The sequence below is a fragment of the Brachybacterium sp. B718/18 genome, from assembly GCF_055454375.1.
This window is the reverse complement of sequence record NZ_JBVDDO010000004.1, coordinates 166,990-191,227: the sequence shown is the minus strand read 5'-3', so window position 1 is coordinate 191,227 and position 24,238 is coordinate 166,990. Positions and strand designations below refer to the sequence as shown.

General features: G+C 73.1%; 21 protein-coding genes. 10 read left to right on the top strand and 11 right to left on the bottom strand.

Annotated elements, in window-relative coordinates; translation table 11 throughout:
- Positions 1-18: 18 nt before the first annotated feature.
- Complete coding sequence (locus ACZCAH_RS08680) at positions 19-1,173, top strand: phosphotransferase family protein (protein WP_464340682.1); 1,155 nt, start codon at positions 19-21, stop codon at positions 1,171-1,173.
- An 84-nt stretch (positions 1,174-1,257) separates the two neighbouring features.
- Positions 1,258-2,046, top strand: coding sequence for a fructosamine kinase family protein (locus tag ACZCAH_RS08675; protein ID WP_464340681.1), 789 nt, complete (start codon positions 1,258-1,260; stop codon positions 2,044-2,046).
- 157 nt (positions 2,047-2,203) lie between these two features.
- On the opposite strand, the gene ACZCAH_RS08670 is transcribed toward ACZCAH_RS08675, so the two are convergent.
- From ACZCAH_RS08670 to ACZCAH_RS08625, 10 genes are all read right to left on the bottom strand, one after another.
- The gene (locus ACZCAH_RS08670; RefSeq protein WP_464340680.1) at positions 2,204-3,649 is read right to left on the bottom strand and encodes a hypothetical protein; all 1,446 of its coding nucleotides are present in this window, start codon (positions 3,647-3,649) and stop codon (positions 2,204-2,206) included.
- 214 nt (positions 3,650-3,863) lie between these two features.
- On the bottom strand, positions 3,864-5,207 hold the full coding sequence (gdhA, locus tag ACZCAH_RS08665) for an NADP-specific glutamate dehydrogenase (RefSeq protein WP_464340679.1): 1,344 nt from the start codon (positions 5,205-5,207) through the stop codon (positions 3,864-3,866).
- 141 nt (positions 5,208-5,348) lie between these two features.
- Positions 5,349-5,558: a helix-turn-helix transcriptional regulator gene (locus ACZCAH_RS08660; RefSeq protein WP_464340678.1), complete on the bottom strand. Its 210-nt coding sequence runs from the start codon at positions 5,556-5,558 to the stop codon at positions 5,349-5,351.
- Positions 5,559-5,568: 10 nt separating this feature from the next.
- Positions 5,569-5,958 carry a hypothetical protein gene (locus ACZCAH_RS08655; RefSeq protein WP_464340677.1) on the bottom strand — a complete coding sequence of 130 codons (390 nt, stop codon included), beginning with the start codon at positions 5,956-5,958 and terminating at the stop codon, positions 5,569-5,571.
- A 136-nt stretch (positions 5,959-6,094) separates the two neighbouring features.
- Positions 6,095-6,886: a CPBP family intramembrane glutamic endopeptidase gene (locus ACZCAH_RS08650; RefSeq protein ID WP_464340676.1), complete on the bottom strand. Its 792-nt coding sequence runs from the start codon at positions 6,884-6,886 to the stop codon at positions 6,095-6,097.
- Between the two features lie 298 nt (positions 6,887-7,184).
- Positions 7,185-7,904 (bottom strand): glycerophosphodiester phosphodiesterase, encoded by a 720-nt coding sequence (locus ACZCAH_RS08645; protein ID WP_464340675.1) that lies wholly within the window; start codon positions 7,902-7,904, stop codon positions 7,185-7,187.
- Entirely contained in the window at positions 7,901-8,722 is an 822-nt protein-coding gene (locus ACZCAH_RS08640) for a glycerophosphodiester phosphodiesterase (RefSeq protein ID WP_464340674.1), read from the bottom strand. Before ACZCAH_RS08640 ends, ACZCAH_RS08645 begins: the two co-directional genes overlap by 4 nt.
- Positions 8,713-10,116 (bottom strand): ABC transporter substrate-binding protein, encoded by a 1,404-nt coding sequence (locus tag ACZCAH_RS08635; RefSeq protein WP_464340673.1) that lies wholly within the window; start codon positions 10,114-10,116, stop codon positions 8,713-8,715. The genes ACZCAH_RS08640 and ACZCAH_RS08635 overlap by 10 nt, the downstream gene beginning before the upstream one ends.
- 32 nt (positions 10,117-10,148) lie before the next feature.
- Positions 10,149-11,096 (bottom strand): carbohydrate ABC transporter permease, encoded by a 948-nt coding sequence (locus tag ACZCAH_RS08630; RefSeq protein ID WP_464340672.1) that lies wholly within the window; start codon positions 11,094-11,096, stop codon positions 10,149-10,151.
- Entirely contained in the window at positions 11,093-12,106 is a 1,014-nt protein-coding gene (locus ACZCAH_RS08625; protein ID WP_464340671.1) for a carbohydrate ABC transporter permease, read from the bottom strand. Before ACZCAH_RS08625 ends, ACZCAH_RS08630 begins: the two co-directional genes overlap by 4 nt.
- A gap of 606 nt (positions 12,107-12,712) precedes the next feature.
- Here ACZCAH_RS08625 and ACZCAH_RS08620 point away from each other — a divergent pair.
- Positions 12,713-13,762 carry a LacI family DNA-binding transcriptional regulator gene (locus ACZCAH_RS08620; RefSeq protein WP_464340670.1) on the top strand — a complete coding sequence of 350 codons (1,050 nt, stop codon included), beginning with the start codon at positions 12,713-12,715 and terminating at the stop codon, positions 13,760-13,762.
- 111 nt (positions 13,763-13,873) lie between these two features.
- The gene (locus ACZCAH_RS08615) at positions 13,874-14,332 is read left to right on the top strand and encodes a ferritin (RefSeq protein ID WP_464340669.1); all 459 of its coding nucleotides are present in this window, start codon (positions 13,874-13,876) and stop codon (positions 14,330-14,332) included.
- Positions 14,333-14,519: 187 nt separating this feature from the next.
- Here the strand turns inward: ACZCAH_RS08615 and ACZCAH_RS08610 are convergent, their stop codons facing one another.
- Positions 14,520-15,434: an endonuclease domain-containing protein gene (locus tag ACZCAH_RS08610; protein WP_464340668.1), complete on the bottom strand. Its 915-nt coding sequence runs from the start codon at positions 15,432-15,434 to the stop codon at positions 14,520-14,522.
- Positions 15,435-15,753: 319 nt separating this feature from the next.
- On the opposite strand from ACZCAH_RS08610, the gene ACZCAH_RS08605 reads away from it, so the two are divergent.
- From ACZCAH_RS08605 to ACZCAH_RS08580, 6 genes are all read left to right on the top strand, one after another.
- A complete protein-coding gene (locus ACZCAH_RS08605) occupies positions 15,754-16,200 on the top strand; it encodes a VOC family protein (protein WP_464340667.1) in 447 nt (148 codons plus the stop codon).
- A gap of 103 nt (positions 16,201-16,303) precedes the next feature.
- Positions 16,304-17,374 (top strand): LLM class flavin-dependent oxidoreductase, encoded by a 1,071-nt coding sequence (locus ACZCAH_RS08600; protein WP_464340666.1) that lies wholly within the window; start codon positions 16,304-16,306, stop codon positions 17,372-17,374.
- Positions 17,375-17,496: 122 nt separating this feature from the next.
- Complete coding sequence (locus tag ACZCAH_RS08595; RefSeq protein WP_464340665.1) at positions 17,497-18,414, top strand: exodeoxyribonuclease III; 918 nt, start codon at positions 17,497-17,499, stop codon at positions 18,412-18,414.
- Positions 18,415-18,623: 209 nt separating this feature from the next.
- On the top strand, positions 18,624-19,616 hold the full coding sequence (locus ACZCAH_RS08590; RefSeq protein ID WP_464340664.1) for a hypothetical protein: 993 nt from the start codon (positions 18,624-18,626) through the stop codon (positions 19,614-19,616).
- Positions 19,613-20,458: a hypothetical protein gene (locus tag ACZCAH_RS08585; RefSeq protein ID WP_464340663.1), complete on the top strand. Its 846-nt coding sequence runs from the start codon at positions 19,613-19,615 to the stop codon at positions 20,456-20,458. Before ACZCAH_RS08590 ends, ACZCAH_RS08585 begins: the two co-directional genes overlap by 4 nt.
- Before the next feature lie 70 nt (positions 20,459-20,528).
- A complete protein-coding gene (locus ACZCAH_RS08580; protein WP_464340662.1) occupies positions 20,529-24,065 on the top strand; it encodes a S41 family peptidase in 3,537 nt (1,178 codons plus the stop codon).
- Positions 24,066-24,238: the final 173 nt, after the last annotated feature.

The following is a 24,238-nucleotide window of genomic DNA, read 5'->3' as shown; positions in this document are numbered from 1 at the left end:
CGCGCCCGAGGAGCCGCCATGTCCGCCGCGTCCCCCGACCACCACCACTCCGCGCTGCTGGACCCCGCCTCCCCGGCAATGGGCGAGCGGCTGGTGGAGGCCTGGCGCACCGGCACGCTGGTGATGCCGCTGCGGGACGACTCCTCCCCCGTGCGCCTGCCCGGGCTGCACAAGTCGGTGCTGCCGCCGACGCTCTCGGGCCCCGCGCGGGTGGCGCTCGCGGGGGTCGGCGAGCGCTTCGCGGCCTGGCGGGTCTCGCCGCAGGAGAACGCCCCGGTCATCGTGCGGATCCCCCATGTGGCGCCCGTCGAGCTGCACCAGGATCTCGCGCATGAGATCGCCGCGCTGACCCTGATCCCGCCTGAGGTGGGGCCGGACCCGATCGCCTTCCACGACGATCCCGCGACCAGCCCCATCGGGCACCCCTACGTCGTCACCACGGACGTGCCCGGCACCGCCGCAGCCCCCGAGGCGTGGACCGCGGCCCATCTCGCCGCCCATGCTGAGCTCCTCGCCCGGCTGCACTCGGTGCCCGCCCCGGGCCGCGGACCCGTCACCCTGGGCGCGGACCCGTGGGTCGCCGTGCCGTCGGGTCCGCCCTCGCTGCTGACCGAGGTGGAGGAGGAGATCGCCGCATGGCGGGCGCTGCACGGCCAGGTCATCGCCATGAACGGCCTTGACCGGTTCCTCGACGCGGCGCACGAGCGGGTCGCTGCGATCGAGCCGCAGATCGCGGGGCTCGACGGCTTCGTCCTCGCGCACGGCGACCTGTGCGCGACGAACGTCCTGTGGGAGCCGGCCGAGGACGAGACCGGCGGATGGCGCGTGCGCTGCATCGACCTCGAGTGGGCGCAGGGCGACGATCCCGCCCGCGACCTGGCGATCATCGGCGGCGCCGTGCACGGAGGGCCCTGGTACGTCCCGCTCGAGGAGGAGGCGGTGGACGCCTTCGTCGGCGCCTATGTGCGCGCCCGCGCCGAGCACGGCGAGGTGCCGGGATCCGCGGCCGACGTCGGCGCGCTGCGCGAGCGGATGCGCGCCTGGACCGCCTACGAGCGCACGGCGATGCTGGTGCACGTCGCCTCCCGCGCGACCACCCGCGCCTCGCACCGCCGGGTGCTGCCGATCCTGCGGGCCACGCTCGCGGCGGAGCTGGGCATCGCGGACGGTTGAGCCGTCGTCGCCCGTCGACCGCGCTGCCCCCACCGCGGCCTGCACGGCTGGCCCTCCCCCTCTCCCCGATGCCACGGTGGCCCCATGGACGACTTCGTCAAGAGATCACCGAGCGCCCCCGCCGGATACGCCGCCGCCGAGGCCGCAGGGCTGCGCTGGCTGGCCGAGCCGGGCGCCGTGCCCGTCGTCGAAGTGCTCGAGGAGGGGAAGGACGAGCTGCGGCTGGTGCGGCTCGAGTCCGTCGAGCCCACGGCCGACGCCGCCCGGGCGCTGGGCCGGGGACTCGCCCGGCTGCACGATGCGGGAGCGCCCGGCTTCGGCTGGGTCCCGGCAGAGCCGGCGTTCTTCGGGCCGCTCGAGAAGCCCTTCCCCGTCTCGACCGAAGTCGAGGACGACTTCCCCGACTTCTGGGCCGAGGGTCGGCTGCGCCCGCTCGCCGACAAAGTGGGGCGCGTGCTCGGCGCCGACGGGCACGACACCGTCGACGAGGCGATCGACGTGATAGCCGACGGCGCCTTCGACGGGATCAGCGGCCAGGGCGCCGAGCAGCCCGCACGCGTGCACGGCGACCTGTGGTCGGGGAACGTGCTGTGGACGGCGGACGGCGCGACCCTCATCGACCCCGCCGCGCACGGTGGCCACCGTCTCGAGGACCTCGCCCTGCTGTCGCTCTTCGGCGCGCCCTTCCTCGAGGAGATCTTCGCGGGCTACACCGCCGTGCATCCGCTGCCGGGCGACTGGGAGCAGGACCTCCCCGCGCACCTCTTCTTCGCCCTACTCGCCCACGTGCACCTCTTCGGCGAGGCCTATGCGGACCAGACCGTCGGCACCGCCGAGGCGATCATCGCCCGGGCCAACGCCCTGGGGCTCTGAACCCGGGGTCCCGACGGCACCGACCCGAGCGCCGGCCCTGCCCCGCCCCGGGCTCCGCCCCGCCCATCCCTCAGACGTTTGCGCGCTGTGCTTCCACGGATGGAAGCACAGCACGCAGAACTCCGGGGCGCGCCGCCTCAGGACCGGTGACCCGAGGTCAGTGCCCGTGGCCCTCGTGGTCCTCGTCGCCGCCGGCGTCGGAGGCACCGTGGTCGTGGCCCTCGTCCTCGGCGTGGTCGTGGCCCTCGTGGTCCTCGTCGGACTCGCCCTCGGACGAGCCGCCCACCTCGTACTCGCCCGAGGCGGTGCCGGTGGTCACCTGGATCTCGTGGGGCACGACGGGCAGATCGAGAGTCCGGTAGACCTCGCCGCTCGCGACGTCGACCATGCTGAGCGTCTGCGTGGCGGGGTCGACCACGAAGGCGGTGCCGTCGGCGACGGCGAGCATCGGGCCGGCCTCCTGCCACTCCGCGGGCTCCTCCCACGGCTCGACCACGGGCACCTCGTGGAGCATCTCGCCGGTCTCGGGGTCGAGGATGTTCAGCTCGCCGTCGTAGGTGAGCACGAGCGCTTCGCCGTCCGGGCCGCGGTCGAGGCTGCGGAACCAGTAGGACGAGCCCAGGTCGACGATCTGCTGGGTCGCGTCGCGGGTGTCGATGAGCGCGATCGAGGTGGGGTGCTCGGTGCCGCCCGCGGGCTCGGCCTCGACCTTGTTGTCGGCGAGGACGATCGGGGAGTCCTCGTGGCCCTTCTGATTGCCGGAGCGCTGGTAGTCGGTGTCGACGGCGACCTTGTGGAACTCTCCGTCGCGATAGATCACGGAGCCGTTCTCGCAGCCCAGGGAGATGACGTCCCCGGAGTCGGTGGGCTGGGCGGCGGCCTCGCCGTGGACCCCCGGGCAGTCGTCGGTCTGCGCGGTGACGTTCCCGTCGGCGTCGAGGACCTGCACGGTGCTGCGGGCGTCCTCGGTGCCCTGGGTGGTGAGCAGTCCGCCGCCCGTGAGGGGGACCGCGACGCCGTGGTGCGGGGCGTCGGTCGAGAGCTCCTCGAGGATGCCGAGCTCGCCGTCGGCGAGGGAGGCGGGATCGATCAGGGTGATCGCGCCGGTGCCGTCGGCGAAGATCGCGGTGCGGTCGCCGTGGGGGACGACGTGGCCGGGGTGCGGGGCGTCGACGGCCATCTCGGTGAGGGCGGGCGACTGCGTGTAGTAGTGGTTGTGATCGCCGTGGGGCTGGACCAGGAGACCGGTGTCGTACATGGTCACGGCGTCGGAGGCGCTGACGGCGACGTGGCGGCCGTCGCCGGTGGGGTTCAGGCGCACGTAGCCCTCGAGCGGGGTCTCGTTCAGGACCGTCCCGTCGGTCGAGTCGAGGGTGAGGACGCCGCCGTCATAGGCGAGGACGATGCGCGGGCTCAGGGCGCCGACCTCGGTGCGGTCCGAGGTGGAGCCGGATTCAGCGGCGGTGCCGGAGCCGGAGCCGGCGTCGGACGCGCCGGAACCCGTGTTCGTCCCGGCGCCCGCGCAGGCGGAGAGGGCGAGCACGCCCGCGCCGAGGAGGGCGACTGTTCGCCGCTTGGTGATAATGTTTCTCATCAGGTGCATGCCAGGAAGCTACCAGCTGATGAGAATGTTTCCCATTTAGGAGGCTGTGGGCTGGGTCACTCATGGGGCCGGGCGGCCGACCGCCCCGGAGCGCGGCTCGACGCGCCACTACGCGCCCCTCAACACACCGAGTGCTGCATCCGGGCCGCTACGACAGTGTCATAGCGGTCCAGATGCAGCACTCGATGGAGAGCGACCTCGGCGCGGCGTCGGCTCAGATGACGCCGAAGGCGATCATCGCGTCGGCCACCTTGCGGAAGCCGGCCACGTTCGCACCCACCACGTAGTCGCCCGGGCGGCCGAGCTCCTCGGCGGTCTCGAGGCAGGTGGTGTGGATGTTCTTCATGATCTGCGTGAGGCGCTCCTCGGTGTGCTCGAAGCTCCACGCATCGCGGCTCGCGTTCTGCTGCATCTCGAGCGCAGAGGTCGCCACGCCGCCCGCGTTCGCGGCCTTGCCGGGGCCGAAGGCGGTGCCGGCCTCGCGGAACACGGTCACGGCCTCCGGGGTGCAGGGCATGTTCGCACCCTCCGAGACCGCCTCGACGCCGTTCTTCACCAGGGTCCGCGCATCGGCCTCGGAGAGCTCGTTCTGGGTGGCGCTGGGGAGGGCGATCGCCGCCGGGACGTCCCACACGCTGCCGCCCTTCACGAAGCGCGCACCGTTGCCGCGACGGTCCGCGTACTCGTGGATGCGGCCGCGCTCGACCTCCTTGATCTGCTGGAGGAGCTGCAGGTCGATGCCGTTCTCGTCGACCACGTAGCCGGAGGAGTCCGACGCCGTGATCGGCACGCCGCCGAGCTGCTGCGCCTTCTCGATCGCGTAGAGGGCCACGTTGCCGGAGCCGGAGACCGCGACGCGCTTGCCCTCGAAGGAGGAGCCGCGGGCCTTCAGCATCTCGTCGGCGAAGATCGCCGCGCCGTAGCCCGTGGCCTCCTTGCGCACGAGCGAGCCGCCCCAGTCCAGGCCCTTGCCGGTGAGGACGCCCGCCTCGTAGCGGTTGGTGAGGCGCTTGTACTGGCCGAAGAGGAAGCCGATCTCACGGGCGCCCACGCCGATGTCACCGGCGGGGACGTCGGTGTACTCGCCCATGTGGCGATGCAGCTCGGTCATGAAGGACTGGCAGAAGCGCATGACCTCGCCGTCGCTGCGGCCGTGCGGGTCGAAGTCGGAGCCGCCCTTGCCTCCGCCGATGGGCAGGCCGGTGAGCGAGTTCTTGAAGATCTGCTCGAAGCCGAGGAACTTCACGATGCCGAGGTTCACGCTCGGGTGGAAGCGCAGGCCGCCCTTGTACGGGCCGAGGGCCGAGTTGTACTCGACGCGGAAGCCGCGATTGACCTGGGTGACGCCCTGGTCGTCGACCCACGGGACGCGGAAGATGATCTGCCGCTCGGGCTCGCACATCCGCATCAGGATGCCGTGCTCCTGGTACTCGGGGTGACGGTCCTGGATGAGCTCGAGAGACTCGAACACCTCCCGGACTGCCTGGTGGAACTCCGGCTCGCCGGCGTTGCGGCGGAGGACCTGGTCGTAGGTGCCCTGGAGCGTCGAGTCGAGCATCGCAGTCCTTTCAGGGGCCTGGGGGGCCCGAAGTCGCGGGGCCCTCGGGGTTCGGAGGGCGGAGCGGGGCCAGAGTACGCGCCGACGGCGGCGGGGGCATCGGGTGTTCGGGGGGCGGTCGCTCCCCACCTGGGGCGCCCGTCACCCCTCGGGCGCCGCGTCCTGCGGGTCGAAGACGTCCTCGATGCGCACCTCGAAGAGCCGCGCGATGGCGAAGGCGAGTGGGAGGGAAGGGTCGTACTTGTCGTTCTCGATGGCGATGATCGTCTGGCGGGAGACGCCGAGCTCCCTGCCCAGCTCGGCCTGCGACCAGCGGCGCTCGGCGCGGCGGGCCCTGATGTCGTTGCGCATGACGGGCTCCTCAGCGGTAGCGGACGGCGCAGAGGACGGTGCCGACCATCCAGCCGAGCATGAGGATCGAGAAGGCGAAGATCCAGTTGATCTCCGGCAGACCGAAGAACTGCAGCGCGCCGACGATCAGGATCAGCGGCGTCGCGATGACGAACGCGAACAGGACGGCCTCGGCGATCTTGCGCCGCTCGAGCTCGTCGCCGCTGCGATACATCGCGACGTTCGCGATCGCCACCAGCGCGATGCCGGGGACGGAGAGCACGAGGGCGGGCAGCCAGAGCGGCAGGCCGATCCTCACGCCGAACGGGCTGAGCGCGATGCCGACGATGTAGAGCGCGACGCCGGCCAGGAAGCGGGCGACGAACGAACGGTTGGCGGAACGGCGGATGGTGGCGGCCATGGCGGCGGAGTCCTTCGGGGTGGTGGGGTCGGGTTTGCGAGGCGGGCGGCCGACGGGCGGACGGGCGGCCGACGGGCGGACGGGCGGCCGACGGGCGGACGGGCGGCCGACGGGGTTCGTCGGCCCGCGGCCCGTCTCAGAGGAGAGCGAGCGCGAGGGTGGGCAGGCCGAGGAACAGCAGGTCGAGACCCCAGTGGGCGAGCACGAGCGGCATGAGGCGCTTCAGCCAGAGCCACAGCCCGCCGAGGATCAGGCCGGCGAAGAGGGTCGTGAGGACCTTGGCGGCGACGTCGGGGCCGGAGGTGAGGGCGAATCCGAGGTGCTGGAGGCCGAAGACGATCGCGACGACCACGAGGGAGCCGATCCGGCCGAGGGTGCGCTGCAGTCGGGGCTGGGCGTAGCCGCGGTACACGGCCTCCTCGGCCAGGGCGATGGTCAGCGGGGCGACGAGGACGCCGACGAGGCCCACCCACAGCGGGATCGACGGGGCGGCGCCGGTCGCGGCGGGCGGGGCGCCGCCGTAGACGATCAGGTTCGCCGCGAAGTTCGAGGCGAGGAAGCCGATCACGACGATGACCAGCATCAGCGCGCCCCAGAGGAGGTCCATCCAGCGCCACGGACCGAACAGGTCGCGGAGACGGGATCCCTCGGCGCGCAGCGCAAGGCCGACGGCGGCGAGGGCGAGCACGTCCACGATCACCACGAGGGCGTTGGAGTAGACGAGGGAGAGGTTCAGCGCCAGCAGCGCGGCGCCGAGGGCGAGGATCAGGGCGGGGCGGAGGGCGAGGACGCCGGCGACGCGGAGCATCGGGACGGCGGGGGCCGCGCCGGAAGCGGTGTCGGCGGTGACGGTGGCGTTGACGGTGACAGGAGCGGTATCGGCGCTGGTAGCGGTGCCGGAGACCGGGGCGGAAGCGGTGGTGTTCACGCTTACGAAGGTAAGGAGTCCTTGACATCCCTGTCAAGCGATGTTGACAGATTCAGTCAAGATTCCTTGACTCCGCAGGTCAAGGGGCCTTGACCTGCAGCTGGGCCGGCGCCCCGTCGGCGCCGCGTCCACGCCGAGTGCTTCATGTGGACCGCCAAACGCGGCCCGAAGCGGTCCAGATGCAGCACTCGGTGAGATCGGCCCGGATGGACAGGCCCCGACACGGTCCAGATGCAGCACTCGGTGAGATCGGCCGCGTCGGCCCGGCTCACCGCCCCCGTCGACCGGACCCGGCCCGTCAGCCGGCGAGCACCCCGCGGACCCGGGCCGGGTCGTCGGTGGTGATCGTGTCGGCCCCGCAGGCCAGTGCGACGGCCAGCTGCTCGGGCGTGTCGATCGTCCACGGGTTCAGCCGCAGCCCCGCCTCGTGCACCGCGCGGGCGGCCGCGAGGGAGAGGCCGTCGATCGCGGGGCCGAGGCCGGACGCGCCGATCTCCCGGGCGGTCGCGACCGCCGCCTCGTCGACGACGCCCACCAGGTAGCTCACCGGCACCCCGGCGGTGCGGCGGATCTCGGCGAGTGCCTCGGGGTGGAAGGAGATCACGGTCGAGGCGGCCGCGGGCGAGCCCGCGGGCAGCGCGCGCAGCAGAGCGGCCACGGCCGACGCCGCCGCAACGGCCTTGACCTCGATGAACACCGGCACCGTGGTGAGCGCGAGCAGCTCCTCGAGGCTCGGAACCTTCTCCCCGGCCTCGAGCAGGACCTCGTCGAGCTCGGCGCGGGTGAGCTCGCCGATCGCCCCGGTGCGGCGCGGGGAGTCCGCGGCGGCGGTGCGGTCGATCGTCTCGTCGTGCATCACCACGACGTGCCCGTCGGCACTCAGGTGCACGTCGCACTCGAGCAGCTCGGCGCCGTCGGCGAGGGCGCGTCGGAAGGCGGCGAGGGTGTTCTCGGGGGCGTGGGCGGGCGCTCCGCGATGGCCGACGACGAGCGGTGCCGGGGCGGCGGGGACGGTCACGGTGCCTCCTGGGGTGCGAGGGGATCGGGGCCGACGATAGCGCGGGCCCACACCGGGTCGTCGACGGTGAGGGTGTCGCAGCCCAGCTCGAGGGCGCGCTCGAGCTCGACTTCCGAGCGGGCCGTCCACAGGTTCAGCAGCACCCCGTGCTCGAGGCACCAGGCGACGTCCGCGGCGCGGGCGTCGGCAATCCGCACCCCGATCTGGGCCACCGCGAGGTCCTCCGCCGCCGCGAGGAACTCCGGGGAGGTGGCGGTGGTGGTGAGCAGGCGGGGGATCTCCGGGGCCAGCTCGCGCGCGGTCCGGAGTGCCTCGGCGTGGAAGGAGATGATCCAGGCCGGGGCGGTCCCCGGGTCCGCGAAGGCCGCGGCGCCGAAGCGTTCGCGGAGGATGCGGACCACGAGTCCGGCCGCGGCCGGGGCCTTGACCTCGACCAACAGCGGCACGACGGTGCCGTCCTCCCGTCGGGCCGCGTCGAGCACCGCGGCGAGGTCGGGTACGCCCTCCCCCTCCCCCACGAGCACCCGGTCGATCTGGGCGCGGGTGAGCTCGGCGACGGCGCCGGTGCGGAGCGGGGAGTCCGGCTGCGCGGTGCGATCGAGGGTCGCGTCGTGGAGGACCACGTCGTGGCCGTCGGCGCTGAGGTGGACGTCGCACTCGAGCAGCGCCACGCCCTCCGCCACGCCGCGCCGGAAGGAGCGCACCGTGTTCTCCGGGTCCAGGGCCGCCGCGCCGCGGTGGCCCACCAGGGCGGGCCGTGCAGGCATCGCGGTCCGGGGCTCGCCGCGCAGGCCGGGCTCGGGGACGGTCACTTCCATCCCTCGAAGGCGATCGCCTGGATGTCCTCGCGGTTCTCGTCGAGGATGTCCTGGAGCTTCGTGGCGGCGGCGCCAAGCGCGTCCTCCGCGGAGGTGCCGTCGCCGTAGACCTTGGTCTGGGCGGAGGAGATCTCGGTGACGGCCGCCTGGAACCAGTTGGTGTAGTCGGCGGTGCGGGCGTTCTCGAGCTGTGCGAGGGCGACGCCGTAGTTGGGGTTCTGCGCGACGAGGTCCTTCACGGTCGACGTCTCCGCCGCGGCCTGGACGATCGGAACGTAGCCCGTCGCGGCGTGCCAGGCGGCGGACTGCTCCGGCAGGGCGAGGAAGCGGAAGAACTGGGCGGCGGCGTCCTGGCGGTCCTTCGAGTCGCCGCGCACCACCGACAGGCCCGAGCCGCCTGTGGGCACGGCCTTCTCCTGGCCCTCCTTGGCGAGCATGAACGCGGTGCCCACCTCGAAGACCCCTTCGGTCGCGGCGGTCGTGCCGGTGAGGCTCGCGGTCGAGCCACGCACGCCCGCGGAGATCCCCGAGGTGAAGTCGGTGCCGGCGGCCTGCGCGAGGTAGCCGAACTTGTCCTCGTGGATGAACTTCCGCTGCCACTCGAGCCACTCCAGGCCCGGGTCGTCGGCGATGGTGACGGCGAAGTCCTGGTTCGCGTTCGCACCGCCGAAGCCCCAGATGTCGGCCTGGCCGTGCCACGCGTCGTCGGCGGTGAAGGCGAGGGCGGCGAGCGGACGGCCGTCGACCTGGATCTTCGCGAGCTCGGGGCCGAAGGCCGCGAGGTCCTCCCAGGTGGAGGGGCCCTCCTCAGGCAGGCCCGCCTCGAGGTAGCGGGTCTTGTTGAAGTAGAACAGCGGCGTGGAGCGGGCGAAGGGCACGACGTAGGTCTTCCCGTCGGCCTTGCCCTCCGCGACGTAGTTCTGCAGGTAGACGTCGAGGCTCCACTCGTCGTCGAAGTAGTCGTCGAGCGGCGCGAGGGCGCCGGAGAAGTAGAACTGGAGCCACTGCATCTCGGGGAAGCAGACGATGTCCGGGACGGCGCGGGCCTGCAGGGCGGCGGTGAACTTCTGGTTCAGCTCCGCGTAGCCGCCGACGGACTCGGCGACGACGACCACGTCTTCCTGCGACTCGTTGAACTCGGTGATCATGCCGGAGAGCGCCTCGAAGGCGCCGCCGGTCCACGGCGCCCAGAACAGCACCGCGGTGCGGTCCTCGTAGCCGGCGGGGATCTTGAGGTCGGCCTGGGCGAAGCCGTCGCGGACGGGTCCGTCGGAGGCGTCGCCGCCGCCGTTGGGGGCACCGCAGGCGGCGAGGCCGGTGCCGGCGGCGCCCAGGGCGAGGGCGGCGAGCATCCGGCGGCGGGACAGGGGGCTGAGGTGGCTGAACGAGGACATGGTGGTCTCCTGGGATGGGGTGGGGTGAGAGGTCACTTGAGGGCGCCGGCGGCGAGGCCGCCGATGATGCGCTTCTGGGCGAGGAAGAACAGGAGGAGCATCGGCAGGGACACGAACAGCGCGCCGGCCATGATCGAGCCCCAGTTGGAGTAGCCCTCCTGGGTGCGCAGGAACAGCAGGCCGATGGGCAGCGTGCGCATGTCCGCGGTGCTGGTGACGATCAGCGGCCACACGTACTCGTTCCATTTGCCGACCATCACGATGAGCGTGCAGGTGAGGATCATCGGGGCGGAGAGCGGGACGACGATCGTGAGCATGCGGCGAAGGTGGCCGGCCCCGTCGATCTCCGCTGCTTGGAGGATGTCGCGGTCGATCCCGCGCATCGACTGGTACAGCAGGAACATGGCGAAGGCGCTCGCGATGCCGGGCAGGATGAGGCCCTGGTAGGAGTTCAGCCAGCCCAGGTTCGCCACGGTGATGTAGTTGACGATGAGGGTCACGTGCCCGGGCAGCATGAGCGAGGCGATGATCAGGCCGAACAGCACCTTTTTGAACCGGAAGTCGACGAACACGAAGGCGTAGGCGCACAGGATCGCGAGGGTCACCTCGAGCGCGGTGCCGACCCCCGTGGTGATGATCGAGTTGAGGAAGAAGCGGTCGAAGGGCGCCGAGGTCCACGCCTCCACCACGTTGTCGAGCGTGAGGCGGGAGGGGATCCAGCGCAGCGGCCAGGAGTAGATGTCCGGGCGGGGCTTGAACGCCGAGGAGAACAGCCAGTACAGCGGCACCAGGAACACGGCGATGGTGGCGAGCACGCCCGCCATCAGCAGGGCCGTCTGCCAGAGCGGCCGACGGGGGCCGCGTGCGCGGCGGCGGTCGCGGCTGGTGCCGGAGCGGTCGGCGCGGCTGACGGCATCGGTGGCACGGCCGGTGGCGTCGGCGGCGAGGGCCGCCCCGGGACCGAGGAGGTCGGCGCTCATGCGGCATCTCCCTGCTTCTGGCTGTAGCGGACCTGGACCCAGGTGATCGCGAGCAGGATCACCAGCAGCACCGTCGCGGCGGCGCTCGCCCGGCCGATGTCGAAGTTCTTGAAGGCTTCCTCGTAGACCATCCAGCTCAGCGTCGTGGAGGAGATCCCCGGGCCGCCGCTGGTCATGATCGAGATGAAGTCGAAGCTCTGCGCCGCCGAGATGATCCCGGTGACGGAGAGGAAGAAGGTGATCGGGCGCAGCAGCGGCAGCGTCATGTGGCGGAACAGCGACCAGCCGGCGGCGCCGTCGAGCGCCGCCGCCTCGTACACGTCCCGGGGCAGGTCGAGGATCGCGGTGTAGCAGATGACCGTGACGAAGCCGAGGCGCTGCCAGGTGTACGCGATCGTGATCGCCCACAGGGACCAGTCCGAGGTGGTGGTCCAGTCCGGCGAGGCGAGGCCCACCTGCGAGAACAGCCAGCGGGACAGGCCGTAGTTGGGATCGAACATGAACAGCCAGAGGATGCCGACGGCGGCCCCCGGGAGCATGTGCGGAGCGAAGGCCATGGTCTGCGCGAAGCCGGTGAGCGGCACCTTGGTGGCCAGCAGACTGCCCAGCGCCAGGCCGCCGGCGATCGAGCCGAGCACGCTCAGCGTCGTGAACAGCAGCGTGTTCAGCAGGATCTGCGCGAACTCGCCGTCCGTGGCGAGGTCGGCGTAGTTCTCGAGGCCCACGAATTCCGGGTTCGGGTCCACGAAATCCCAGTCCATGAAGCTCAGTCCGATGTTGTAGAGCGCCGGGTAGTAGGAGAAGACGAGGATCGCCAGCAGGTTCGGGGCGATGAGGGCGAGGAAGAGCAGCGCCGAGCGGCGGGTGCGGCGGCGACGCTGCGGGGAACGGCGGCGGGCGGCGGCTCGGGCGGTGAGGGCCTCTCGACGGTGATCGTCGGTCGGCTCCGGTGCGTCCTGCGGCCCGGTCCGTCCCCCGGCCGACACCGATCCCGGCGCGTCCGAGTCCACGACAGGGCTCCCAGCGGCAACTGCTCTGTCCGCTGCAGGGCTGGTGCCGCGCGCGGCGGGTGTGCGCCCCTCCGCGGCGGCGCGGGATCCGACGTCCATCGACATGGCTCTCCCGGGTGGATCGGGCGGCCGCTCGGAGCGGTCCGCGGGACGTGGCCGCGAGGAGCGACCGAAGCAGGTGCGCGCATCTCCTCAGCGGTGATGCGCTCGGTCACCGTAGGAGCGCTCCCACCGTCCTGGCCAGCAACGACGTTCGGGATGACGGGGGAGTGAACGCGGGCTGTCCCTGCAGGTGGGAGCGCTCCCACACCTCGCGGTCGCGCCGCATCGCTCCCGATTCGGCGCCGCGCTCCACCTCGGCGTCGGCCGATGTTCATCCCGCTGCCGCCGAGAGTTCGCCCCCGCGGCGCGCCCAGCGGAGGTCGGGGACGACCCCCGCACCGAGGCTTCACCCGGACGTCACCCCGCTCCCCCGGTCGGCACGCCCCGGCCGGGTTACCCTGCCTCACCGGGCTCACCGTCGTGCCCGGCCCCGCGCACCGCCCGTCGGCCCCGTCGACGTTGCCGTCACCGCCGCCGCGCCCACCCCGACCCGAGAGGCCGCCCATGACCCGCCCGCCGACGATGCTCGACGTGGCGCGCGCCGCCGGCGTCTCCCGTTCCACCGTCTCCCGGGTCTTCCAGAACGACGGCGAGCGTGTCTCCGCCGACACCCTCGTCGCGGTGCACGAGGCCGCCACCCGCCTCGGCTATGTGCACAACCTCGTCGCGAGCGGCCTCGCGCAGCGTCACGGGCGGCAGCTCGGACTGCTGGTCCGCGACGCCACCAACCCCGCCTACGGGCACTTGCTCGCCGAGACGAACCAGGCGGTCGAGCGCGTCGGGCGCACCCTCATCTCCGTCACCGCCTCCCGCCACGACTACGGCACCGCCGAGGTGACGGGGCTGCGGCGCCTGCTCGGACAGCGCGTCGCCGGAGTCTTCGTCGGCACCGGGGTGACCGCCGCCGAGGACCTCGTGGAGACCGTGACGACGGTGCCGATGATGATCCTCGGCCGGCCCAATGACCATCCGCAGATCGAGTCCGTGAGCTACGACGAGCGCGCCCACGGCCGCAGGATGGCCGAGGAGGTCGCCGCCCGCGGACATCGGCGGATCATCGCGCTCTCCGCACCGCTGCTCTACTCGCGCGTCTTCGACCTGCGGATCCGCAGCCTCGTCGAACGGTGCGGGGAACTCGGCATCGCCACGATCCCGGTCGACCTGCTGCCGGTGGAACAGGGTGTGGTGCGCGCCCTCCACACCGCCCGGGAGCAGGGAGCGAGCTGCATCGCCTGCCCCGTCGACTACGTCGCCCTGGACCTGCTGCGGGCCGCCGCCGAGCGCGGCGTGCGCATCCCCGAGGACGTCAGCACCCTCGGCTTCGACGGCCTCGGCGACGGCCTGGACCTCGTGGGCCTCGCGACCCTGCGCCTGCCGATGGAAGAGGTCGTCGCCCGCGCCGTCGAGCGGATGGAGGAGCTGCTCGTGCTGGCGCAGGAGGACCGCGAGGGCCCCCCGGCCGAGGCCCCGACGCCGGCGCGGCACAGCCTGGTCGAGGGGACGTTCCTGCCCGGCCGCACCCTGGGCTCCGCTCCCGCACACCTCCGGGCCTGATCCGGACCGGGTCGCGAGCCGACCGGAGGCGCGGGTCGCCGACGGGGACTTTCCGCCGCCTCCGCGGTCGCCCGCGGCACGGGCCCGCTCCGGGCCGGGGAAGCCTGCCCGATGCGTGTCGTCGCAGGTCAGGAAAGGCTCAGCAAGGATGACAGCCACCCGTCGACGGACTACCGTCGTCCCCCTGACGCCGACGAGGAGATCGTCCACGCCAACAAGTTCATCCAGCACGTCTCGGACCGCGGGAACCACGCCGCGATCGGCACCATCGCGGCACCCGGCGTGACGCTTGAACTGTCCGTGCTGGAGATCTTCGAGGCCGCCCTCGCGCACGAGCAGAAGGTCTCCGAGGCGATCCGCGAGCTGTACCGCAGCGCCGACAAGGAGGGCGATTACGACCCCCGCCCGCTGTTGAACGGGTTCGTCGACGAGCAGATCGAGGAGGAGGCCACCGCCTCCGAGATCATCGGGCGCCTCAAGCTGATCGGCGAGGACGGCTCCGGCCTCCTCCGCCTCGACGCCGAGCTCGGCTCCCGGCCCACCGCCTCCACGGAGGCCGACGAGGACTGAGTTCCCCGGCCCGGTTCCGGTTCGGTTCGGTTCGGTTACGTCCGGCCTGGCCCGGTCCGGTCCGGCCTGATCTGATTCCGATCCGGTTCCCGCCCGGGCTGGCCCGGCCCACAGGGGCTTGTCCACCGAAGGGACGTGAGCGGCACGAGGCCTGCTATATGCACGTCCCGTGCCGCTCACGTCCCTTTCATGGACACGGCCGACCCGGACCGCTGAGCAGACTCCGCCCGTCGGTCCCGGTCGTGCGCCGGGACCGCGGTATCCGGTGGTCGCCTCGACGGAGCATGACCAGCAGGTCCGCGAGTGTCGCGTCCCAGGCGAGCATGACGTCCTCATAGGTCAGCCGGACGACCGTGTAGCCGAGGCGCCGAGCGGCTCGATCCCTCCGCCTGTCGTTCGTGTACTTGGCCTGCTCCGCGTGATGAGCGACGCTGTCGCACTCGATGACGAGCCGCTCCCCCACCAGCAGATCGACCCGCCCCACCTCCGGGATCGCAACCTGGGGTCTCACCACGAACCCGCGTCGCGTGAGGGCGCGACGCACGATCGTCTCCGTGCCGGACTCCGCGACCCTGCTCAGCGGAAAGATCTCCCGTCGACGCTTTCGCGACAGCGACCGGCACACCGCAATCGCGTCATCCCCACTGATCAGGCCTCGGTTCAGCCCGGATTCGAGGACCACGGCGGCGAGTCTCGGCTCGAGGCAGTGGACGGCGTGCTCGAGAGCGGTCAGGAGCGGGAGCACCGGGTGTTCGTCCGGCCAGGTGCGCAAAATCGGCGCATGCAGGACCACCCCCTCGCCGATCTCCGGAGCCGTGCGGCCCGTCCCAGGACCGACACGGCGGCGGGCCTCATGGACGCACCCCACCCGCGGCACCCGGAAGCCGTAGAGCTCGAGGGCATCCACACAGGTCAAGCGGTTCCCTCGGAGCAGCGCGGCTCGGACCTTCGGTGGAGTCCCCGGGGTCCCGTAGAACCCGCCGCCAAGCCGCACCACCGCACCGCTCTCCAGCAGAGCCTCGATCGACCGCCGGCCGTGACCGCCCTCCTCGAGCTGGCGTCGGGTGCGGACATGGACCTCGGGGCGATGAGCGCTGACCATTGCCCCAGCCTGGATCGACGGCTGCCGCGACGGGAGGAGACGGGGACGGCTGTGGATGACGGGGTGCTGGGGAGGAGAGGTGCGGGACCGGCGGCTGCTGAGCTGTCCACCAAGGGGACGTGAGCGGCACGAGGCCTGTTATATGCACGTCTCGTGCCGCTGGCATCCCTTTCGTGGACAGGCCGCCGGAGGAACAGGGCAGGGCGGGCAGGCCGGAGCGGGGGCAGACCGGTCCGGACCGGCGCGGGACGCGGCGCGGCCCGGCGTGGAAGACTGGGCGCCAGCCTCTCCACCAGTCACCGCAGACAGAGGAATCACCATGGCAGCACCGCAGTTCAGCCCGTACATCAGCTTCCCCGGCACCGCGCAGGCCGCCTTCGAGCACTACCACGAGCTGTTCGGCGGGGAGCTCGAGATCATGCTCTACGAGCAGCTCCCGGACCTCTCGGGCTTCCCCTTCACCCCGCCTCCGGGCTCGGTCGCGCACGCCCAGCTGCATGGCGGGCTCGTCACGCTCGCGGGCGGCGACGGCATCGCCCCGCCCGGAGAGGAGCTGCCGCCGCTCAGCTCCGAGGTCTACTCCTTCTTGATCGGCCTGGACGAGGTCGCGGACGCCCGGGCGCTGATCGAGCGGATCGTCGCCGCGGACGGCAGCGTGGCGATGCCTTTCGAGTTCGCCCCCTGGGGCGACCACTACGGCCAGGTCGTGGATCGCTTCGGCGTGATGTGGGCGCTGGTGGTGGAGGGACCGCGACAGGAGGGCTGAACAGGACCCGCGAAACCCTCCCCGCCCCGACAGCCGCGACGGCCCGGACCCGCACCCACCCACCCTTTTGATTTTATTTTCAACCATCAGCTAGGGTGGCCCCATGCGTGCTTTCGGATTCCTCAGCTTCGGTCACTACGGCGGCAGCCCCGCCCAGGGTGGGATCACCGCCCGTCAGATGCTCCACGACGCGATCGACATCGCCGTCGGGGCCGATGAGCTGGGCGTCAACAACGCGTCCTTCCGCGTGCACCACTACGCGCGGCAGTCGGCCTCCCCCATGCCGTTGCTCTCGGCGGTCGCCGCCCGCACCCAGCGGATCGAGGTGGGCACGGGCGTGATCGACATGCGGTACGAGAACCCCCTCTACCTCGCCGAGGAAGCCGCGGCCCTCGACCTGATCGCCGACGGCCGCGTGGCGCTCGGCATCTCCCGCGGCGCCCCCGAGGCGGCCGATCGCGGCTGGGAGTCCTTCGGCTACACCGGCTCCACCGACCCGCGCGGCGCCGACATCGCCCGCTCCAAGTTCGACGTCTTCCTCCAGGCCATCCAGGGCGCGCCGATGACCCGCGCCGCCGCCCAGCCCTACATGTCCGACGCCGCCCCGCACGCCCCGCTCGCGATCGAGCCGCAGTCCCCGGACCTGATCCGTCACATCTGGTGGGGCGCCGGATCCCGGGCGACCGCCGAGTGGACCGGCGAGCTGGGCCTGAACATGATGAGCTCGACCCTGCTCACCGAGGCCACCGGCGCCTCCTTCGGCGACCTGCAGGCCGAGCAGATCGACGCCTTCCGCACCGCCTTCGCCGCCGCAGGCCACAGCCACACCCCGCGGGTCTCGGTCTCCCGCAGCGTCTTCCCGATCGTGACCGAGCAGGACCGTCGGCTGTTCGGCATCCGCTCCGGCCAGGACGCGGACCAGATCGGCATCATCGACGGGACCCGCTCCACCTTCGGCCGCACCTACACCGGCGAGCCCGATCAGCTGATCGAGCAGCTCACGGCCGACGCCGCCGTGCAGTCCGCCGACACCCTCATGCTCACGATCCCCAGCCAGGCCGGGGTCGAGCTGAACCTGCACATCCTGCAGAGCTTCGCGGAGCACGTCGCTCCGGCGCTCGGCTGGAAGCCCAACACCGAGGGCCCCGTCGTCGGCGATTCGGTCGCGAGCTGAGGCAGGGCTCGCCGCCGGCGACCCTACGTCGTGCCGGGCCACCCTGCCCTGGGGCCGGCCCCCTCGCTGGGCCCGCCGCAGCCCGACACCCGCACGTCGGCCTTACCGCGTAGCCTGCAGGAATGCTCCGCATCGCGACCGCCAACGTCAACGGGATCCGCGCCGCGCATCGTCGGGGCCTGGGCGATTGGCTCGCCTCCCGCGGGGCCGACCTTATCGCGCTGCAGGAGGTCCGCGCGCAGGCCGCCGCGCTGCCCGAGCGGGCATTCGGCGACTTCCACGTCGCGCTGGACACCGGTACGCTCCCGGGTCGGAACGGGGTCGCGGTGCTCACCCGCCGGCCGCCTGCGGCGGTGCGCACCTGGGGCGGGGCGGCGCTGCTCGGCGCCGCCGACGGCCTCCTCGTGCCCGTCGCCGCGCCGGACCGGGTGCCGCTCGCCCGGGGCCTCGAGCGGTTCGTCGCCGAGGGCCGCTACCTCGAGGTCGATCTCGCCGACGTGCCGCTCACCATCGCCTCGCTCTACCTGCCCAAGGGCGGCCTGCCCGCGCATCTGCAGCGACCCGAGCGGATGCGGGAGGCGCCCGACGGCGGGGCGCGCTACGCGCGGAAGATGCAGTTCCTCGACGGCTTCGCCCGGCAGCTCACCCGCGCGCGCCGCGCGGCGCAGGCCGACGGGCGGGAGTACCTGCTGATGGGCGACCTGAACATCGCGCACACTCCGCAGGACCTCGCCGCGTGGCGTCGCAACCAGCAGACCGACGGGTTCCTGCCCGAGGAGCGGGCGTGGTTCGGACAGCAGCTCTCCCCGCGCACGCTCGTGGACGTGGTCCGCTCCCTGCACCCCGAGGAGGACGGCCCCTACTCGTGGTGGTCGTGGCTGGGGCGGGCCTTCGCCGAGGATCGCGGCTGGCGGATCGACTACCACCTGGCCACGCCGCGTCTCGCCCGCAGCGCGGTGCGGGCGGTCGTCGATCGCGAGGTGGCCGGCGAGCGGCTCTCGGACCACTCTCCTGTGGTCGTCGACTACGCATGGCAATGAGCCAGAGCGCCGGTGCACGAGTCCGGAACGGTCTGCGGTGACGTCGGCGCGGGGCCGACGGGAGAGCTCGCGCGGGCCCCTCCGCGACCACCCGGCAGGGCCGCAGTGATGTCGGCAGACGGCCCTTACCCCCGCCCCTCCGCTCCCGTAAGGTAGGGCCTCGTGGGTGCCGGTGGGGCATCCCGTCCGCACCGCCCCGGAGGATCGCGATGCCCGCGCCGCAGACCGCCGCCCTGGCCGCGCCTGCCGCTCCCCTCCTCGCCCCCGCGGCACCCCTCCCGGCCCCCGCCGCCCCCGTGCACACCGCGTCGACCGGCACCGATGCCTCCCGCGCCCTGCTCTCGCCGACCACCACGCCCCGCCCCCTCACCCTGTGGGGCTCCTCGTCGATGAGCTCGCAGGGCGGCGCCGAGGCGACCCCGCTCGAGATCCGCATCCACGACCATCTCTCCCTCGCCGCCGCGCCCGCCGTCGTGCACGCCTTCGGCGTCGGCGCCACCCGCTCGGCGCACACCCTGCTGATGCGCGGACTCGACACCCCGACGCTGCAGGTCACCGGTCCCGCCGACGCGACGTCGGGCGCGGTCCCCGTCACGCTCGAGCCCGCCCTGAACCCGGCCGGCCCGCTGCAGATCCCGGGAACCTGCGGCGACGTCGTCGGCACGCTCGACGGATCCACCGGCACCTGGTCCTTCCGCCCCGACGATCCTGTCGCCGCGGTCGCGGGCGGGGTCTTCGCGTCCTCCCTCGCGGCCATCGCCCAGGGCTCGCGGCAGATCCTGTGGATGGGGAAGAACAACATCACGGACACCGCCGGGGTCCTCCACGACACCCAGCGCATGTGGGACGCGGCCGAGGACCCGGCGCACGACACGCTCGTGCTCGGGCAGTGGCCGACGGGCCAGGATCCGACGGGCTCCGCCACCGGGACCGCCCTCGCGCTGGTCAACACCGAGCAGCAGCGGCGCTACGGGGACCACTTCCTCGACCTCGCCTCGCTGCTGACCACCGTCGAGGGGCTCGCCTGCCCGCCCCTGCAGGGTCTGCGGCTCGGGGAGCAGGCCTCCGCCCGGGACGCGCTCGCGGCGGGCGTGGTCCCCGAGGAACTGCGGGCGCCCGACGGCATCCACCTCAACGGCTGGGGCAACCTGGCGGTGAGCTGGGCGATCGTCGATCGGCTGCGGGAGCTGGGGTGGCTGTGAGACGACCTGCCGCCCCGCGCGCCCGCCGCGGCGACGCCCTCGACCCTGCGCTCCCGCCCGTCCCGGCCGCGACCGCCCCGGCCCCCGCGACACCCCCGTCGGCCGCTCCCGCCGCGCGCCGCGGGCCGGGCCGCCGCACCCTGCTGCTCGCCGGAGCCGCGGCGGCCGTCGTCGCCGTGCCCGTCGGCGTCGGCACCCTGCTGAACCGGTCGGGATCCGCGCTCACCGCCTCCTCCGCCGAGGGCGGCACGGGCGCGGCCCCGACCAGCAGCCCCTTCGCCGACGTCGCCGATGACGCGGAGGACCTCGCGGCGATGCTCTGGGCGCACGAGACCGGCGTCCAGACCGCGCTCGAGGGCGACGCCTACGCGCCGGACCGCACCGTCACCCGCGGCCAGCTCGCCGTGGCCCTGCACCGCTTCGGGGGTTCCCCGGAGGTGCCCGTCGCGAGCACCCCCACCCCGTTCGTCGATCTCGGGGACGATGCCGAGCAGACCGCGGCCCTGCTGTGGCTGCACGGCCGCGGGGCGCTGTGGGGCGATGCCGCGCTGCAGGTGCACCCGGACGGCGACGCGACCCTCGGCTGCGAGGCGTCGATGCTCACCGCGCTGCTGCGTCCGTCGCTCGCGGCCGTGGGCGTGACCTGGTCCCCCGTCGCCGAGCTCGCCGCGAGCGGGGACGCGGCCGAGGCCCCCGATCTCCTCGATCTCGCGTGGCTGGTCGCGGCCGGGATGCTGCCCGCGGGCACGACGCTCGGCACCGGCGACCGCGTGCTGACCCGCCTCGACGTCGCCCGCACCCTGCACCAGGCCGACGCCGCGATCACCGACGCCACCGCCTGAGTGCGGGAGCGGGCCCGGATCGGCTCGCGCAGCGCGCTCCTGTGCCGGCGATCACCCTAGAGTGGTCTCCATGCCCGAGACTCCTGCGCACGCCGCCTATCTCCGTCACCCCGACGTCCACGGGGACGCCATCGTCTTCACCGCCGCGAACGACGTCTGGACCGTCCCGCTCGCCGGCGGCCGCGCCTGGCGCCTCACCGACGAGGGTGCGCCCGTCGCCTACCCGCGCTTCTCCCCGGACGGCGCGCACGTCGCCTACATCTCCCGCGCCTCGGGCGGCCCGGAGGTCTGGGTCACCGCGGCCGACGGGTCGACCGCGCCGCGCCGCCTGACCACCTGGGGCAAGCCGTCCACGAAGGTCGCCGGCTGGCTGCCCGACGGGCGCGTCCTCGCCGCGAGCAGCCATGAGGCGCCGCTCGCCCGCGACATGCAGCTGTGGGCCGTGGACCTCGAGGGCCGCGCCGAGCTGCTGCCGCTCGGCCGCTCGGCCGAGGCCGCGATCCACCCCGACGGCACGACCGTGGTCGCGACCCCGTGGCGCCGTGACCAGGCCTCCTGGAAGCACTACCAGGGCGGCACCGCCGTGAAGCTGTGGATCTCCCGCCAGGAGGTGCCGCTCGACGCCGAGCCCGCCGCGCACGCCGCCCGCCCCTGGGAGCCGCTGCTCGACGAGCTCCTCGCCTCGAAGCTGCGGATCGCCTGGTACGGCGACCGCCTGATCTTCGCCTCCGACACCCCCGGGCCGGGCGCGGCGCGCACCGACCGGGCGAGCGCGAACCTCTGGTCGGTCGCGCAGGACGGCTCTGATCTGCGTCGCCACACCGCGCTGACCTCGGCCGACGGTTACCTGCGGGAGCCCGCCACCGACGGCACCACGATCGTCTTCACCTCCCGCGGCCGGCTCTTCGCGATGGACTCCCTCGACGCGGAGCCGCGCGAGGTGGAGGTGCTCGCGAGCGCGGTCGGCTCCGCCCGTCGGCCGCGGCCCGCGCCGACCAGCCGGAACCTGCTGGCCCTGCGGCCCGTGCACGATGCCCGCTCGAGCGTCGTCGAATGGCGCGGCAGCGCGCACGCGCTCACCCACCGCGGCGGCCCGTCGCGTCTGCTTGCCGGGTCGTGCGGACTCCGCTACCGGGAGGTGCGGCCGCTGGGCCGCAGCCCCTTCGCGCTGATGGTCTCCGACTCCGAAGCCCTCGCCGACCGGGAGAACGGCGGGGTGGGCTCGGACGTCCTCGCGCTCCGGCGCCTCGACGGCGGCGGCGAGCCGATCCGCCTCGACCTCGGCGAGATCGGCCGCATCCTGCACGCGATCCCCTCCCCCGACGGTTCGAAGGTCGCGATCTCCACCCACGACAACGTGGTGCGCCTGGTGACCCTGCGCGGGGTCGAGGACCCGGCAGACACGACGAACGCAGCAGGAACGGGGCACGGCAAGACCGGCACGGCCGACGGCGGCTCGACCGAAGCGGTCCCCTCCGCCCCGCGCCTCGAGCACGTGCGCGAGCTGGGCCGCTCCACGGGCGGCGAGGTGCAGCATCTGACCTGGTCCCCGGACAGCCGCTGGCTGGTGTGGGCCGAGCCGAACTCGTGGCTGCTGGGGCGCCTGATGATCTCGGACACCGCGGACCACGAGCCCACCGGCCGGGCCCTCACCTCCGGGAAGTACCAGGACTCCGAGCCTGCCTTCAGCGCCGACGGCAAGCACCTGGCCCTGCTGTCGCTGCGCACCTTCGAGACGGTGTACGACGACATGGTCTTCGACCTCGGCTTCGTCAACGCCGAGCGCCCCTTCCTGATCCCGCTCGAGTCGACCACCCCCGACCCCTTCGGCCCGCACCCGGACGGCTGGGGCGGCAGCGCCGACGAGAAGGACGGCAAGGACCCGAAGGACGGCACGGGCGCCGCGCCGGCGGTCACGTCGGCGGCCGGCGCGACGCCGACGGGGGCCGCGTCGGCCGGGACGACCGACCCCTCGCAGCGCCCCGCGACGGCGACCAGCCCCGCGGGCACCGAGGACGCCGATGCACCGCCCGCGACCGTCGTCGACCTCGAGGCGATCGAGGCGCGGATCGTGCCCTTCCCGGTGCTCTCGGGCTCGTACTCGCACCTCACCGCCGTGAAGGGCGGTTTCGTCTGGCTGCGTCACCCGCAGCAGGGCGTGCTCGGCTCCTCGCGGGCCGGTGTGGAGGGCGAGGACCCGGCGCCGACCCTCGAGTTCTGGTCCCTCGCGGACCGCAAGCTGACCGTGCTCGCCGAGGGGGTCAGCGATCTCGCCGCCTCCGGTGACGGGGAGACCCTCGTCGTGCTGCAGGGCGAGAACCGGGTGCAGATCCCCGCGACCCGCAAGGCGGAGGAGGACTCCCCCGAGCGCGTGGTCATCGACCTCTCGCGGCTGCAGCTCACGGTCGACCCGGTGCTCGAGCGCCGCGGCATGCTGTGGGACAACTACCGGATCATGGCCCAGCAGTACTGGCGCGCGGACATGGACGGCCAGGACTGGCACGCCATGACCTCGTGGTACGACCCCGTGATCGAGCGGGTCGTCACCGACGACGACTTCCAGGACCTGATGTGGGAGGTCGTCGGCGAGCTCGGCACCTCGCACGCCTACGTGCAGGGCCGGGTCCACCAGGCGTCCCCGCCGATGCTCCCCGCCTATCTCGGGGCGGACCTCGTGCGCCGCGACGAGGGCTGGACCATCGCCCGGATCCTGCCCGGCGACTCCTCGGATCCCGAGGCCCGCTCGCCGCTGCTCGCCCCCGGCGTCGGCGCGCGCGAGGGTGATGCGATCGTGCGGATCGGCGGCCGGGCGGTGGGCGCGGAGGGCGTCGCCCCGCTGCTGATCGGCACCGCGGGGAAGGCCACCGAGCTGGTGCTCCTGCGGGACGGCGTCGAGCGGCGCGTGGCCGTCACGCCCCTCGGCGACGACTCCGAGCTGCGCTACCAGGACTGGGTCGCGTCCCGCCGCGCCCTCGTCGCGGAGCTGTCCGACGGCCGCCTCGGCTACCTCCACATCCCGGACATGGTCTCGTCCGGCTGGGCGCAGATGCACCGCGACCTGCGCGAGGCCACCACCAAGGAGGGACTCGTCGTCGACGTCCGCTACAACAGCGGCGGCCACACCAGCCAGCTGGTCACGGACCGGCTCGCCCGTCGGGTGCTGTCCTGGGACTACCCGCGCCACGAGTCCCCCGGCACGTACCCGCAGTTCGCGCCGCGGGGCGCGGTGGTGCTGGTGACGAACCAGGAGGCGGGGTCCGACGGCGACATCGTCAACGCCGTCGCGCAGGCGATGCGGATCGGGCCCGTGATCGGCACCCGAACCTGGGGCGGCGTGATCGGCATCGACGGCCGCTACGACCTGGTCGACGGCACCGGCGTGACCCAGCCGAAGTACGCGAGCTGGTTCGAGGGCCAGGACTGGGAGATCGAGAACTACGGCGTGGACCCCGACATCGAGGTGCCGCTGCCGCCGAACGCCTGGAGCGCCGGCGAGGACCCGCAACTGGCTCGCGGGGTCACCGAGGCGCTCGCGCTGCTGGCCGAGACCCCCGCCAAGACCGCGCCTCCGCTGCCCGCGCCCCGGTTCGCGCCGCGCGAGGGCTGACCGAGGAACGCCCGTCCCGGCCCCGCCTGCCCCTGGTCAGCACGCCCGCGCCCTCGCCCGCTCGTCCCGCCCCTGGCCAGCCCGCCCACGCCCACCCCGCGCCCACCTGCCCTACCCCGCCCGCGGTGACCGACGGGTAGCGGGGGGGGGGGGGGGGGGGGGGGGGGGGGGGG

Bases quoted from the DNA above. Each gene is read 5' to 3' on its own strand.
- ACZCAH_RS08680 (WP_464340682.1), top strand. From the start codon at position 19: ATGTCCGCCGCGTCCCCCGACCACCACCACTCCGCGCTGCTGGACCCC.
- ACZCAH_RS08675 (WP_464340681.1), top strand. From the start codon at position 1,258: ATGGACGACTTCGTCAAGAGATCACCGAGCGCCCCCGCCGGATACGCC.
- ACZCAH_RS08670 (WP_464340680.1), bottom strand. From the start codon at position 3,649: ATGCACCTGATGAGAAACATTATCACCAAGCGGCGAACAGTCGCCCTC.
- gdhA (WP_464340679.1), bottom strand. From the start codon at position 5,207: ATGCTCGACTCGACGCTCCAGGGCACCTACGACCAGGTCCTCCGCCGC.
- ACZCAH_RS08660 (WP_464340678.1), bottom strand. From the start codon at position 5,558: ATGCGCAACGACATCAGGGCCCGCCGCGCCGAGCGCCGCTGGTCGCAG.
- ACZCAH_RS08655 (WP_464340677.1), bottom strand. From the start codon at position 5,958: ATGGCCGCCACCATCCGCCGTTCCGCCAACCGTTCGTTCGTCGCCCGC.
- ACZCAH_RS08640 (WP_464340674.1), bottom strand. From the start codon at position 8,722: ATGGAAGTGACCGTCCCCGAGCCCGGCCTGCGCGGCGAGCCCCGGACC.
- ACZCAH_RS08635 (WP_464340673.1), bottom strand. From the start codon at position 10,116: ATGTCCTCGTTCAGCCACCTCAGCCCCCTGTCCCGCCGCCGGATGCTC.
- ACZCAH_RS08630 (WP_464340672.1), bottom strand. From the start codon at position 11,096: ATGAGCGCCGACCTCCTCGGTCCCGGGGCGGCCCTCGCCGCCGACGCC.
- ACZCAH_RS08620 (WP_464340670.1), top strand. From the start codon at position 12,713: ATGACCCGCCCGCCGACGATGCTCGACGTGGCGCGCGCCGCCGGCGTC.
- ACZCAH_RS08615 (WP_464340669.1), top strand. From the start codon at position 13,874: ATGCGTGTCGTCGCAGGTCAGGAAAGGCTCAGCAAGGATGACAGCCAC.
- ACZCAH_RS08610 (WP_464340668.1), bottom strand. From the start codon at position 15,434: ATGGTCAGCGCTCATCGCCCCGAGGTCCATGTCCGCACCCGACGCCAG.
- ACZCAH_RS08605 (WP_464340667.1), top strand. From the start codon at position 15,754: ATGGCAGCACCGCAGTTCAGCCCGTACATCAGCTTCCCCGGCACCGCG.
- ACZCAH_RS08600 (WP_464340666.1), top strand. From the start codon at position 16,304: ATGCGTGCTTTCGGATTCCTCAGCTTCGGTCACTACGGCGGCAGCCCC.
- ACZCAH_RS08595 (WP_464340665.1), top strand. From the start codon at position 17,497: ATGCTCCGCATCGCGACCGCCAACGTCAACGGGATCCGCGCCGCGCAT.
- ACZCAH_RS08590 (WP_464340664.1), top strand. From the start codon at position 18,624: ATGCCCGCGCCGCAGACCGCCGCCCTGGCCGCGCCTGCCGCTCCCCTC.
- ACZCAH_RS08580 (WP_464340662.1), top strand. From the start codon at position 20,529: ATGCCCGAGACTCCTGCGCACGCCGCCTATCTCCGTCACCCCGACGTC.